14 protein-coding genes and 1 tRNA gene are annotated in these 13,750 nt (G+C 36.4%); 2 read left to right on the top strand and 13 right to left on the bottom strand.

Annotation, left to right across the window (positions count from 1 at the left end):
• Positions 1-8 precede the first annotated feature (8 nt).
• The 10 genes from P7V56_RS06130 to idi all read right to left on the bottom strand — a co-directional run bounded on the left by P7V56_RS06130 (position 9) and on the right by idi (position 6,255).
• Positions 9-839 carry a sterol desaturase family protein gene (locus P7V56_RS06130; protein WP_171222790.1) on the bottom strand — a complete coding sequence of 277 codons (831 nt, stop codon included), beginning with the start codon at positions 837-839 and terminating at the stop codon, positions 9-11.
• 35 nt (positions 840-874) lie between these two features.
• Positions 875-1,477: an alpha-ketoglutarate-dependent dioxygenase AlkB family protein gene (locus P7V56_RS06125; RefSeq protein WP_171222789.1), complete on the bottom strand. Its 603-nt coding sequence runs from the start codon at positions 1,475-1,477 to the stop codon at positions 875-877.
• Positions 1,478-1,553: 76 nt separating this feature from the next.
• Positions 1,554-2,261: an aquaporin Z gene (gene aqpZ, locus P7V56_RS06120; RefSeq protein WP_171222788.1), complete on the bottom strand. Its 708-nt coding sequence runs from the start codon at positions 2,259-2,261 to the stop codon at positions 1,554-1,556.
• A 105-nt stretch (positions 2,262-2,366) separates the two neighbouring features.
• A complete protein-coding gene (locus P7V56_RS06115) occupies positions 2,367-3,269 on the bottom strand; it encodes an EamA family transporter (protein WP_171222787.1) in 903 nt (300 codons plus the stop codon).
• 106 nt (positions 3,270-3,375) lie between these two features.
• A tRNA-Thr gene (locus P7V56_RS06110) sits at positions 3,376-3,449 on the bottom strand.
• A gap of 75 nt (positions 3,450-3,524) precedes the next feature.
• Positions 3,525-3,794 carry a hypothetical protein gene (locus P7V56_RS06105; RefSeq protein ID WP_171222786.1) on the bottom strand — a complete coding sequence of 90 codons (270 nt, stop codon included), beginning with the start codon at positions 3,792-3,794 and terminating at the stop codon, positions 3,525-3,527.
• Between the two features lie 55 nt (positions 3,795-3,849).
• A complete protein-coding gene (locus P7V56_RS06100; RefSeq protein ID WP_171222855.1) occupies positions 3,850-4,812 on the bottom strand; it encodes a type I phosphomannose isomerase catalytic subunit in 963 nt (320 codons plus the stop codon).
• Between the two features lie 20 nt (positions 4,813-4,832).
• Positions 4,833-5,285 (bottom strand): peroxiredoxin, encoded by a 453-nt coding sequence (locus P7V56_RS06095; protein WP_171222785.1) that lies wholly within the window; start codon positions 5,283-5,285, stop codon positions 4,833-4,835.
• On the bottom strand, positions 5,285-5,695 hold the full coding sequence (locus tag P7V56_RS06090; protein ID WP_171222784.1) for a 6-pyruvoyl trahydropterin synthase family protein: 411 nt from the start codon (positions 5,693-5,695) through the stop codon (positions 5,285-5,287). Before P7V56_RS06090 ends, P7V56_RS06095 begins: the two co-directional genes overlap by 1 nt.
• 32 nt (positions 5,696-5,727) lie before the next feature.
• On the bottom strand, positions 5,728-6,255 hold the full coding sequence (idi, locus tag P7V56_RS06085; protein ID WP_171222783.1) for an isopentenyl-diphosphate Delta-isomerase: 528 nt from the start codon (positions 6,253-6,255) through the stop codon (positions 5,728-5,730).
• A 146-nt stretch (positions 6,256-6,401) separates the two neighbouring features.
• Here idi and P7V56_RS06080 point away from each other — a divergent pair, with 146 nt between their 5' ends.
• Positions 6,402-7,667 carry a hypothetical protein gene (locus tag P7V56_RS06080; RefSeq protein WP_171222782.1) on the top strand — a complete coding sequence of 422 codons (1,266 nt, stop codon included), beginning with the start codon at positions 6,402-6,404 and terminating at the stop codon, positions 7,665-7,667.
• A 99-nt stretch (positions 7,668-7,766) separates the two neighbouring features.
• Positions 7,767-8,864 (top strand): bifunctional methionine sulfoxide reductase B/A protein, encoded by a 1,098-nt coding sequence (locus tag P7V56_RS06075; RefSeq protein ID WP_171222781.1) that lies wholly within the window; start codon positions 7,767-7,769, stop codon positions 8,862-8,864.
• A 28-nt stretch (positions 8,865-8,892) separates the two neighbouring features.
• Here P7V56_RS06075 and P7V56_RS06070 read toward each other — a convergent pair whose 3' ends face one another.
• The 3 genes from P7V56_RS06070 to P7V56_RS06060 all read right to left on the bottom strand — a co-directional run bounded on the left by P7V56_RS06070 (position 8,893) and on the right by P7V56_RS06060 (position 13,748).
• Complete coding sequence (locus P7V56_RS06070) at positions 8,893-10,473, bottom strand: NADP-dependent glyceraldehyde-3-phosphate dehydrogenase (protein WP_171222780.1); 1,581 nt, start codon at positions 10,471-10,473, stop codon at positions 8,893-8,895.
• A gap of 93 nt (positions 10,474-10,566) precedes the next feature.
• Positions 10,567-12,849, bottom strand: coding sequence for a TonB-dependent receptor plug domain-containing protein (locus P7V56_RS06065; protein WP_171222779.1), 2,283 nt, complete (start codon positions 12,847-12,849; stop codon positions 10,567-10,569).
• The gene (locus P7V56_RS06060; RefSeq protein ID WP_171222778.1) at positions 12,846-13,748 is read right to left on the bottom strand and encodes a FecR domain-containing protein; all 903 of its coding nucleotides are present in this window, start codon (positions 13,746-13,748) and stop codon (positions 12,846-12,848) included. The genes P7V56_RS06065 and P7V56_RS06060 overlap by 4 nt, the downstream gene beginning before the upstream one ends.
• Positions 13,749-13,750 lie beyond the last annotated feature (2 nt).

Here is a 13,750-nt window from a genome sequence, read left to right as displayed (position 1 = left end):
TGTTTTTTTTAAACATCAGTTTTTGGCGAACGCTTTTTCTGAAACGGAATTAAAAGCAAATTCTTCAGATTGTTGTGCTCTTCAGGCTTCATATGAGTATCAACACCATAAACAACATTTTCCCTATCTAATACTTTAAAAGTGCCGAAAAGTCGGTCCCAAACCGAAAAAATATTTCCGTAATTGCTATCGGTATAAGGTAAAACGTAATGATGGTGTACTTTGTGCATGTCGGGAGAAACCAGTACATAACTCATTATTCTATCCAATGATTTCGGTAAAGCGATATTGGCATGGGTAAACTGAGTGGCCACAACCGATAAGGTTTGGTACAAAAAAACCATCCACATTGGACTGCCAACAATTAAAACGCCCAAAGTGGTGAACGCAAAACGAATTACACTTTCCCCGGGATGATGTCTGTTACCCGAAGTGGTGTCTATCCAGGTATCGGTGTGGTGTATCAAGTGAAATCGCCATAAAAACTTCACTTTATGCTCAACCCAATGGGCTAAATAAGCTCCGATAAAATCCAAAAGCAATAAACCAACTAGGGCAAAAATCCAACCATTCATTTCCGGTAACCAATTCAGCAAACCAAAATGATTATCCACTGTCCATTGCGCAGTATTGACCAAAACCAAAGCCAAACAAAAATTAACAATGATGGTGGTTATCGTAAAAAAGAGATTGATTCCGGCATGCTGCCATTTGTTATAACCAAATTTAAAAAACGGAACTGCACTTTCAATCAGCCAGAAAAAAGCAATCCCTCCGGCCAAAATCATAGCCCTGTGTGCAGATGGAATTGTGGAGAAATATTCTATAATTTCATTCATGGTAATAGTTTTATCAAATATAACAAAAACAAGAATTATTTGATAATGCGAAAAGTAAGATTGATTCTCGGTCCGATATCTTTTGCCGTTTTCGGGATTTGGTGTTTCCAAAAATGCTGGGTTGTTCCTCTCATGATTAACAAACTTCCATGCTCCAAATTGATTTTTAGTTTTTGATCTTTGAGCGTGTTGTGTTGCAAATGAAAACTTCTTTCCGCACCGAAACTTACTGAGGCAATTACCGGATTTCTACCCAATTCTCTTTCGTTATCGGCATGCCAACCGTTACTGTCTTTACCGTCTCTGTAATAATTAAGCAAAACCGTGGTAAAATTTTCTTGAGCAATGGTTTCAATTTCATCCTTAATAAACATTAATAACGGATTCCAATGATGCGGTTGCATGACTATGTTGGAATAGCCATAAGATTTTCCTTCATTACCGAAAAGCGCGGTTAGTCTGGGTTGCGGATGGGTTTTTCCAAAAACGGTAATATTGTCTTGTTGCCAAGGAATCTCTGCCTTTAACTTCTCGAAAAGTTCATTAGCACGAGCCAAATCAAAGAAACTCGAATAATATTCGATTTCGGCATCGGGTAAATCAAAAATGATTTTTTCTTTTGGAAAAAGTGAGTTCATTCCACAAAAATAAAGAGAAAAGAACAAATAATCTCATCCTTTTCTCTTAGTCTTTTTTTCAGGCTTTCGCCCAATATTATAAAGTTTCTTTTTTGTCCAATAGAATTTTATAAATAAATCCACCTACCAAAGCACCGGCAATGGGAGCTGCCCAAAACAACCACAATTGAGATAATGATTCGCCTTGCGCAAACAAAGCTTGAGAAGTAGAACGCGCCGGGTTAACCGAAGTATTGGTAATGGGAATACTGATTAAATGGATTAGTGTTAGTGCCAAACCAATGGCCACACCGGCAAATTTACCATTAGCTAACTTGTCAGTCGCTCCAATAATTACGATTAAGAAGAACATGGTTAAAACAAATTCTGCAACAAATGCAGAACCCATTGAATAACCATCAGGAGAAAATGCACCATAACCATTAGTAGCAAAAGCTCCCGGCTTGGTGTTGTCAATGGTAAATCCTGCTTTTCCGGAGAGTATAAAAAGTAACGTTCCCGCAGCGACAATAGCACCCAAACATTGTGAAACTATATAAGGTAACAAATCTTTCCCCGAAAACCTTCCACCGGCCCAAAGCCCGAAAGAAACCGCCGGATTAAAATGACCGCCTGAAATATGTCCTACGGCATAAGCCATAGTCAAAACCGTCAATCCAAATGCCAAGGAAACACCGGCAAAACCGATGCCTAAGTCAGGTATTCCGGCTGCAAAAACGGCGCTACCACAACCGCCGAAAACAAGCCAAAAGGTTCCGAAAAATTCTGCGAATAATTTTCTCATAAGTTTAATATTTACATCACACAAGGGCGTGATTGGTTAGTCTACTAAAATTATAAAAAATAAGGAAGCGCTTTATTTAAAAGAAACAAAATTATTAACAGTCAATCAATTAACTTTAATTTTCTTGAAGCTAATATTCATAATAACAATGGCTAAAATTATCAACAATATGCCTATCCATTGTAAAAAAACTACACTTTCATTCAGAATAACATAAGCCATTAAAACTGAAACCGGTAATTCCAAAGAAGATACGATGCTTCCCAAACCAATACCGGTATGTGGAAAACCGGAGTTCATAAGCATTGGAGGGATGATGGTTCCGAATAAGGCTAAGATGATACCCCATTTGGCAAAAATACCGAAATCAAAAGGTGTGTTTTGTGTAAATAGTGCAAAACCAAAAACAATCACAGCGCCACCCAACAACATGTACAAACTCCTTTGAGAGGTTGAAATTCCCACGGCAATTCGATTGGCTGTAAACATAGTAGTAGTAAAAGAGGCTGCGGCTAATAATCCCCACAAGATACCTCGCCAATCTAATATAATTTCGGCATTTACTAAATTAGTGGCCAAAGCCGTACCGAACAACACTATCACTACAGAAAGTATTTTTTGTAAGGAAGGAGATTTTTTGTCAAGAAACCATTCGAGTAAAACACCCATCCAAACCGTTTGCATCAACAATACTATTCCGATAGAAACCGGAATGTATTTTACGGCCAAATAGTAGAAAACACTAGTCATTCCTAAAGAAGTTCCGGCCAACATCAAATGGAAGATATTTTTTGGGGAAGCTTTTACAACCGCTCCTTTTTTTCTGTTTTTTTGGAAAAGATTGATCAGCAGCAAACCAAAGATGCCTAATACAAACTGAGAAGTTGTCACTTCTGCGGTAGTATAATTTTCATCATAAGCCAATTTGACGAAAGTGGCCAACATCCCGTAACTTGTAGCGCCTAATCCCACTAAAAAAACCCCTTTAAGGACTTTGTTTCCAAACATAATTTCATTTTTAAAAAGCCGACAAAGATACAGAATTGGAATTGTTTTCAAAGGAGATATTCCAAAAACAAAAAACCACCACTTTTCAGTGATGGTTTCTTTATTGAGCCGGCAGAGGGACTCGAACCCACGACCTGCTGATTACAAATCAGCTGCTCTAGCCAACTGAGCTATGCTGGCGTCTCAATGTGAATGCAAATATAAAAGTGAAATTTAATTCTCCAAAATATTTAAGCACTTTTTTATTGTTTTTTCTTATTGCAAAGCATTGATTTTTTCAACCAACTGATTAGCAGTTTGTTCTAATTCAGCGTTGATTTGTTTGAAATGTGCTTTTTTATTTTCCACTTTCTTAGCGTTCACTTTTGTAATCAAAGCATCAAAAGACGAAATTGCTTCATCAATAATAGCATTGGTTTTATCAGAAGGTTTTCCTGAAGTTGTCATCTCGTAGATGTAAACTGCTTCAATAATATCTCCTAAAACAAAATTGATGTCTTTTTTTAAATTCTTAACACTTCCCATTTTTCTTGTAAATTTTAAATTTCGGCAAAATTACATTAAATCTTTAGAATATAAACTACGAAATATAAATTTCTAAAACCGAGGCTTGTCCATTCAGTTGAAAATCAGTCATTGAAGCCGGAATTAAAACAGTATCTCCTTTTTGATAAGAGTAAGTTTTTCCGTTATAAACCAATTCAAAATGACCTTCAACGCACATGTAAACCGTGAAAGAATCATTGTTTTTATTCACTTTTAAATTTCCGTTTAGCGGAATAAAATCGGTGGTGAAGTACTGACAGTTAATCACTTCGTTGGAAACATTTTCTGTTCTATCATAAAAACATTGGGCTTCCACTGTGTTGTAATTCAAAGCTTCCATGGCCAAATCTAAATGCAATTCACGCTTGTTTCCCTGAGCATCTACCCTATCAAAATCGTAAACGCGATAAGTAATATCAGAAGTTTGTTGGATTTCAGCGATTAAAATTCCCGCACCCAAAGCATGTATGGTTCCGGTATTGAGCATAAAAACATCGCCCGTCTTGACCGCTTTAGTATCCAAAATATCAAGCAATGTCTTGTTCTCAAGATGGGCTAAATAAGCTTCCGGTGAAGACTTTTCTTTAAAACCTACAATTAATCGAGCATTCTCATCGGCTTGCAACACATACCACATTTCGGTTTTACCAAAAGAGTTGTGGCGTTTTTGGGCCAATTCGTCATTAGGATGCAATTGAATGGATAAATCTTGACGGGCATCCAAATATTTGAACAACAAAGGAAATTGCTTTCCGAATTTTGCATGAACTTTGGTCCCTAAAATTTCGTTTGGATAGGCTTCGATTAAATCATTTAACGATTTGCCCTTGAAATCTCCGTTAGCCACAATACTAACATCATTAGCCACCGTTGAAATTTCCCAGCTTTCTCCAGTTATCTCTGAGGTAATGGGTTTATTTAAGATGGTTTTCAATTTGGTTCCGCCCCAAATTCTCTCTTTTAAAATCGGCTCAAACTGTAATGGATAAAATGGCATCACGCTAATTTTTGGCAAACTTACGTTCTTTTGAGAATTTCAAGTGCTTTTTTGATATGAATTTTGCCCGACATACTATTAAATACCAACTGAATTACACCGTTTTTATCGACAACATAAGTCACTCTACCCGGTATCAATCCGAATAAATCATTAGGAACACCAAATAATTTTCGCAGTTTTTTATCTACATCTGAAAGCAGAATAAAAGGTAATTTATACTGATTAGTGAATTTTTGATGTGATTTCACCGAATCGCTACTAACGCCAATAACTTCGGTATCTAACGCTTTAAAATCTTCGTATTGATCGCGGAAAGAACAGGCTTGCTCTGTGCAAACTCGGGTATCGTCTTTGGGATAAAAATAAATGACAAAGGCTTTTTTGCCAACAACAGTGTCGCTTTCAAACACATTCGCATTGGTATCAATGGCTGAAAAATTAGGGATTTTGTCTCCGACTTGCAATGCCATTATTCGCCTTTATAAGTTACAAAGTTTCGCGGTGTTTCGTATAAAACAACTTCCAAATCTTTATCAGAATCAATATATTTACGGAGTTTGTTCCAAATGACTACCGCTATATTTTCGGCAGTTGGATTTAAATCCGCAAACTCAGGCACATCCAAATTTAGGTTTTTATGGTCGAAAGCATTTTCGATATGTGCTTTGATTAAATCTGATAAAATCTTCACATCAATTACATAACCGGTTTCTTGGTCAATTTCACCCGTAACCGAAACGATTAACTCATAATTATGACCATGAAAATTAGGATTGTTGCACTTCCCAAAGACCGCATCGTTTTTTTCCATCGACCAATCCTTGCGATACAATCGGTGTGCGGCATTAAAATGGGCTTTTCTGGAAACGGTGACTTTCATTGGGTTGTGAGTTGTAAGTTATAGGTTTAAAATTAAAGTTTGTGGTCTTCTAGATAGTGATAAAACTCATCAAAGATGATTTTAAACCAAACCGTGTAAATGTCGGGGTTTTGAATCATATCTTGGCGTACTTCTTCGATGCACATCCATTTCCAACTTTCCACTTCTTCGGGATTAATCTGAGGTTCGTCATTGTAATATCCAATCATTACATGGTCGAGTTCATGCTCTGTCAAACCATTGTCGAATGGCGCTTTGTAAATAAAATGAAACAGTTCTTTCAACTCGGTTTTAAAACCCATTTCCTCATACAAACGTCGGCTTCCGGCTTGGATATTGGTTTCGCCATCTCGTTGGTGACTGCAACAAGTATTGGTCCATAACAAAGGCGAATGGTATTTGTGGTGCGCGCGTTGTTGCAACATGATTTCGTTATTGCTGTTCAACACAAAAACCGAAAAAGCACGGTGTAGCACTGCCTTTTCATGCGCTTCCAATTTGTTCATCAACCCAATGGGTTCATCCTGTTCGTTAACCAAGATTACTTTTTCTTCGACCATAGCTTTTATTAATCGTTCAAAAATACGAAAAAAGATTTGCCTTTTGGGACGAATTAAGAATTAGCAAAAGTTTAACGTGTGTTGAAGAGAGAAAGAATTTTCATTAATTTGGAACAATAAATTTTACTCATTGTCGTTTTAATTGTATGAAGTTAAAAATTATCATTTTATTATTGATACCTGCATTTTGTTTTTCTCAGTTGTCTGCAAAAGTAGATTCGCTTTTTACTGTAATCAATGCGACTGATCAAGTCAAAAATGGAAAGATTGGAATAGGCAGTGATGCAATAATATATTTAGATTATGAAAATCTTTACACCAAACTTGATTCTATTGCTACTGATGAAGAAATAATCTACATCGCTGAAAAAGGAAATGAAGTGATTAAATCCTATATGAGTAGAATACTGACAAATCGAAAATCTGAATACATTAGCAGTTTGTTTTCACAATATATTTTCAACAACGAAGAAATATACATTCAGGCGGGTTGTACCGGTTATCAAACCAGTTTTGCAGGTGAATTGTATGAAAATGTATTTTATCAAAAAAATAAAATTGATGAAATTGAAATATACAAAAAAGAATTTTCGATTGAAGAGATAAAGAAAAGCAATTTACCTTTTGAAACCAATTGGACTAAACCCGAAGTTGACAGTTTGCTGGTTATTCTGAACAAAACAGTTCTCTCAAATGATAATGTATTACCAATAACACTTAAACATATTTTTACGCTCAATAAATTCAAATTTGACAATTATGAACGAGTGAAATATTTTGCTAATAAACATCCGGAAATTGAAATTTTGGCCACATTAGCTTCATTTCAAAACAAAAGAGATTTGCCATTATTTCATAAGAATATTGACAATTCGTTTTTGGCTATTTCAAAGTTTCCTGATAAATCCTTTATTCCGGAATTAAAGACAAAAATTGACAAAGGTTTTTATGATTATCAATACCTAGAAGCCGCTGCAAGTTTTTCTGATAAAGATTCAGAGGAATTATTGTCAATGATTGTTGCCAAATTTGAAACAATCAGAGATAAGAAAAGGGAATTTTGGATAAGCGATAGCGAACTATTTGGCCATTTTTACAATTGTCTTGAAAAAAAGAGCTCTCATTTTAATGATGGATTTTTATTAAAGCTTTGGACTAATAATAAAATCATCAGTTTTACCTTTTTCCAAAAGATAAAAGACAAATATTACAATGAACTTGTAAAAGGATTTATAAATGAACTTCCTTTTACAACAGCTCCAATAAACCAAAATTCCGATTGGCAAAAATATTCCGAAGAAGAAATTAATGGTTATTTGTGTCCACAAATTTTAGCTTATCTAAAATCAAATTCGATATTGAATCAGGACAAATCAATCAACTTGGACACTTTAAAATGTGAAGTGAATTAACAACCGTTAAACTTTCCTTAAATCAAGGTAATTTGTAATCTATCGGACATTTCGACTCGTATTTAGCTGTAAATTTGTATCTGATTTAAAACGATTGCTATGACAAAATCCGTTGTTAATTTTTTCATTTTATTACCGCTTTTCATATTCAATGCTTGCGGTCAAAATAACAATACAATAATCAAAACAACTGCTATGGAAAATGTGATTTCAAAACCTGAAAATCCTTATTATTCAAATACCGATACTGCTAAATTGGTTTTAACCGATGAGCAATGGAAAAAGGTATTGCCGCCTGATTTGTATGCCGTAGCGCGTCAAGCCGATACTGAAAGAGCTTTCACCGGAACCATGTGGAAAAGCGAAACCAAAGGCACTTATTATTGCGCGGCTTGTGGTTTGAAATTATTCAAATCCGATCAAAAATTTGTGAGCAGCTGCGGTTGGCCGAGCTTTTTTGAACAGGACAACAAAAACAGCATCACTTTTAAAGATGATAATTCCTATGGCATGCACCGTATTGAAGCATTGTGCGGCAGATGCGACAGTCACTTAGGCCATTTATTTGACGATGGTCCGGAACCAACAGGTAAAAGATATTGCATGAATGCCATTTCATTAGATTTTGTTCCCGATGCAGTGGCCAATCAAAACAAGGGAAATCTTGAAACCATCACTATCGGCGGCGGCTGTTATTGGTGTGTGGAAGCCGTTTATGAAAACTTAACCGGTGTAGAAAAAGTAGTTTCAGGTTTCTCTGGCGGCACCGTTGAAAATCCCAGCTACGAGGAAGTTTGTACTGGAAGAACCGGTGCGGCTGAAGTAGTAGAAATCACTTATGACAAGACCAAAACCAATTTGGATGAAATTTTCAAAGTATTCTTTACCGTTCATGACCCAACGACTTTAAACCGCCAAGGCGCTGATGTAGGAACACAATACCGCTCGGTGATTTTTTATAAAAACGAAGAACAGAAGAAAGCAGCCGAAAGCATTATAGCCGAATTAAACAAAGAAGTTTTCAATAATAAAATCGTCACCACTTTAGAGCCTTTTAAAGCGTTTTACAAAGCCAAAGACTATCACCAAAACTATTATGAAAACAACAAAAACCAACCTTATTGTCAAATGGTAATCCAACCCAAATTGGAGAAATTTGAAAAGGTTTTTAAAGACAGATTGAAAAAGAAAAACTAAAAAAAGCCCTGATTTCTCAGGGCTTTTTTTATAAAATATAATCGGTATTGATAAAATTCGATTCTTTACTGTTAAGTAATTCCTGCAGAATCGCATTGTTATAAGCGTTGTCTTTAGAGGCTACAAAAGTTCTAATCGAGAACGAACGCAAAGCATCGTGTATACTCAAAGTTCCTACCGCCGAATCTTTTCTTCCGGTAAACGGATACACATCCGGTCCGCGTTGGCAAGAACTGTTTAGGTTGACACGACAAACCAAATTCACCAACGTATCAATCAGCGGCGCTATGGTTTTGATGTCTTGTCCAAACAAACTCACTTGCTGACCGTAATTGGATTCCGCCATATCGTTCAACGGTTCTTGGATATCCTTGAAAGTCAAGATTGGAATGACAGGTCCAAATTGCTCTTCATGATAGACTCTCATTTCTTTATTAATCGGAAACAAAACCGCCGGAAATATATAGTTTTCAGTTCTTTGTCCGCCTTTCTGATTAATAACATTTGCACCTTTCTCATGCGCATCGTCTATTAATTCCTGAATGTAATTGGGTTTCTCTTTTTCGGGTAATGGCGTTAAAGAAACACCTTTCTCCCATGGATTTCCAAAAGGCAAAGCATCTACTTTTTCAGCAAATCTTCGGTTGAATTCGGCTGCGATGGATTCGTGCACGTATAATATTTTTAAAGCCGTACAACGTTGGCCATTGAAAGACAAGGTTCCCGTGATACATTCCTGAATCGCCAAATCCAAATCGGCATCCGGTAAAATAATCGCCGGGTTTTTGGCTTCCAAACCTAAAATCAAACGCAAACGGTTTTTATTCGGATGCAAATCTTGTAACGCAATCGCTGATTTACTGTTGCCAATAAGTGCCAAAATATCGACTTTTCCGGACTTCATTATTGGGGAAGCTACATCTCGACCTCGACCGTAAACGATATTGATGACACCTTTTGGAAAACTCGTTTGAAACGCTGTCAATAAAGGAGAAATCAGTAAGACACCATGTTTAGCCGGTTTGAAAATCACAGTATTACCCATGATTATGGCCGGAATCAACAACGAAAAAGTTTCATTTAACGGATAATTATACGGCCCTAAACAAAGCACTACGCCTAATGGTCCGCGACGTACCATCGCATTTACGCCTTGGCTTTTGGTAAAACGCGCATTGTTTCGGTCTAGTTCTTTATAATCTTCAATGGTATCGTAAATATATTCAACAGTTCTATCAAACTCTTTTTCAGAATCAGGTAATGATTTCCCTATTTCCCACATTAAATATTTCACTACTTCACTTCGCGTGGCTTTCATTTGGGTGACAAAATTTTCCATGCATTTGATTCGGTCAATCACTTTCATCGTTGGCCACAAACCTTGTCCGTTGTTATAAGCCGCAACCGCAGCATCAACCACTTCGTTGCCTTCGGCTTCGCCCATCGCAGGAATAGAACCTAAAACCGTTGGAGAATAATGTGCGGTAGAAGATATCGTAGAGAAAACCGGCGTGGTTTCGCCTGTCCATTTTTTCAGTTCACCGTTGACTAAATAAGTATCTTGATTTAATAAAGACGTGATTTGAAATTCACTTGGAATAGTACTCATAAAAATGATTTTTTATAAAATTACTATTTTGGTTAAAACGCTCGACATCAATTATCGGAAAGAAATTAACTAAATCGTTGTAATTGAAAACTTTTAGAAATTCACCCTAAAAAAAACATTCGGCATAATGCCCAAGGAGTAAAATTCACGCCCAACATAACGCGGATTCGAAAAATCAGATAAGTTAGCATATTGGCGTTCCAATTCTTTGCTAATTAAAGTATTTCGATTGTAGAGATTGTAAATGGAAGCGCCAATTTTAAAGCTATAGCCATTTGTGTTTTGGAACTGATAACTGCCCGAAATATCTAAACGATGGTAATTGGGCAATCTTTGAGCATTATACGAATTGATTTCCCCTGAATTATCAATGGTGCTGAATGGTTTTCCGCTGTGCCAAAACCAACCCGCAGTAAAGAGAAAATTGTCCCATTTTTTATTGAAAGCCAAATTAAAACTGTGCTTAATATCAGCATTGGAAGCAAAATAATTCCCTTCATTCAAAGTTGAAAATCGGTTTTGAGAATCCTGATAAGTATAAGTGATCCAAGCTCTCCAAGTCGATGTGCTTTTTTGCAATAACACATCAACGCCTTTGGTGAAACCTTTTCCTTGGCGAATTTCATTACCGTTTTCACCTAGAAAGCCTAAGGTAAAGGATGTGATTCCTGCAATGTTTTTATAATAAGCATCAACATCCAACAACCAATTGTTCTTCTTGAAAATAATTCCCGAAGTAAATTGATTCGCTTTCTGAATGGGATATTCTGCATTATCCGAAAGCACCCAAACGTAGTTTTCCAAACTCAAATCGTTAGCGGCATTTTCGCGCACTTGGCTCAACACCTGGCTTCTTCGCTCATAAGAAGCTTGCCAAATGAAAGATTCGGAAATGGTTTTTTGAAGCAACAATCGAGGTTCAAAACTCGACGCTTTCATTTGGCTGTAAAAATTATAGCGCAAACCGGGTTGTAGATTCCAGCTTCCGAAATCTTGTTTGAAGTGAACAAATCCGGCATGGGTTACATTATAAAGATGTCTTAAACTCAACACCACGCCTATGTCCTGATTATAACTATTGAACAAATGTGAAATGTCGTTTCCAAAGACTTGGTAGCCAAAATCGAGATTAGATTTTTCGTTGATTTGGTAACCAAAATTCAATTCTGCACCCGAATCTACTACTCGATTTAATTTTTTAAATGCTTCGAATTTATCAGTTTCATAGTCTTGTTTTTTGAGATAATCGAAACTGTACAACGAATAAAACATCAAGGTTTTTTGAGTGAATTTCGGACTGTATTTTTGCACCCAATTCAGACTGAAACCATAGTTTTCAATATTCATTTTTTGGTTACTGATGCTGTCTGTTTTGATAATGTTTTTATAATCCAAATCGTTTTTGATGACTAAACCCGAAAGTGAAATCTCGGTTTTATCATTGTGTTTAAAATTTAATTTGGCCGAATAATCATGAAACTTAAATTGGTTGTTGTTGTCGAAATCTTCAAAATTAGTATTCTGAAAAACCTTATTTTCTAATTGATTAAACGTTGGCGATTGCAGCCATTCTGTATATGATTTTCTTCCTGAAATTTGCAAACCCAATTTCTCTTTGACCAATGGCACTTGTACATAAACATCCGCATTCAAAGCATTAATCCCGGCGTTGACTTTGGTTTGGTTCGAAATTTTATCCGTCGATTTGATGTCGATTATGCCGGAAACTCTTTCTCCAAATTTAGGATTCACAGCTTTGTTGTAATAATTCACCGTTTGTTCTACATTCGGATTGATGCTCGAAATCATGCCGAATAAATGTCCGGGATGATACAACCGAATGCCATCCAGGAGAATCAAATTTTGATCCGCTGTTCCGCCGCGAATGTACAATCCGGTGGCTGTTTCGTTCGGACTTTTGACTCCCGGTAATTGTTGCAGTGATTGCAAAATATCGGCATCAGTTATACCGGGAAGCGTTTGGACTTTTTGGGGTGAAATGATGTAATGTTGGTTGGTTTTGCGAATGCCTTTCGCCAAAAACTCTTCGACTAAAACTTCTTTAAGGGGAAATACTTCAAGCTTTTCTGCTTGGTTAATCGAATAAAACCGTTCATTGATTTGGATGACTTTTAAAGTAGATTGTTGCTCAATTTGGGTATTGATTTCGGCTAATGAATAAAGTTTTTTAGGCACTGAAATTCGTTGTGAAGCCACTAAAGAATCAACATAAGAATATTTAACCTCAAAAGCTTTCTCGATATCGGTCAGCACTTGGGTAAGTTGGGCATCAGCATAATAAAAAGACTTCTTTTTTTGTGACCAAGAATGTGAAATCCAGCACAAAAAGAAGCCCAACAAAATTAATTTCTTCATTCCGAAATGATAATTTTTCCTGTTTGGTCTTTGCCGAATTTTAAATGCAACGGTAAACAAATGGTTTGCAACGCCACGGTTGGTTCCTTATGGGTAAACGTTCCGGTAAATTTGATGTTTTCAATGGTTTTCGGATATGCAACTTCAAGATTGTATTGGTTTTTAAATTGCTCAATAACGTAGCGCATCGGTACCTTTTTAAAGGATGATTCGCCTGAAATCCATGTTGGTTTAACCGAATTAACCTCTGCCCAATTTTCAGCAGTACCATTGTAAAAACGCACACTTTCGCCTTGCGTTAAAATGGTGGATTTTTCATTTTGGGTGACTTGAACTTTGCCTTCATAGCATTTTACTTCAAAGAAATCCTGAAAAGCAATCACATTGAATTTAGTTCCTAAAACCCGAATGTCACCGAGTGAAGTTTCTACCGTGAACGGACTTCCTTTCTCGACTTCAAAAAAGGCTTCGCCTTCCAGTTGTAAAGTTCGTTTGTATTCGAAAATATTGCAATAGGTTAGCTTTGATTTGGCATTCAAAGCCACTTTAGAATTATCGGCAAGCGTAATCATTTCAGACTTCCCAAAACCGGTTACTATTTTATTTTCGGCAATAAAAAAATGGTACACGCCAAACAAAATCAGCAAACTAGCGGCAATAGTAGCATAACGCCAAAGCGGAATTACTTTCGGTTTAGTTTGTTTCTTCTTGGCTAACTTTTGTTGGATGGCACTAAAGTTTTGTTCCAAATCGGGAGAACTGATTTCAAAACCGTTGAGTGTCTTTTTTATCTTTTGAAAAGCTTCAAAATCTTCAGCCGAAACCAATTGTTTTAATTGTTCATCGGTGATTTTATGGGCTAACCAATCGGATAAATACGTTTCGTTCTTCGCTTCCATAT

Source organism: Flavobacterium sp. IMCC34852 (assembly GCF_030643905.1).
Classification (GTDB): Bacteria; Bacteroidota; Bacteroidia; order Flavobacteriales; family Flavobacteriaceae; genus Flavobacterium; species Flavobacterium rivulicola.
The sequence above is the reverse complement of the archived record's forward strand: the minus strand, read 5'-3'. Positions and strand labels throughout refer to the sequence as shown.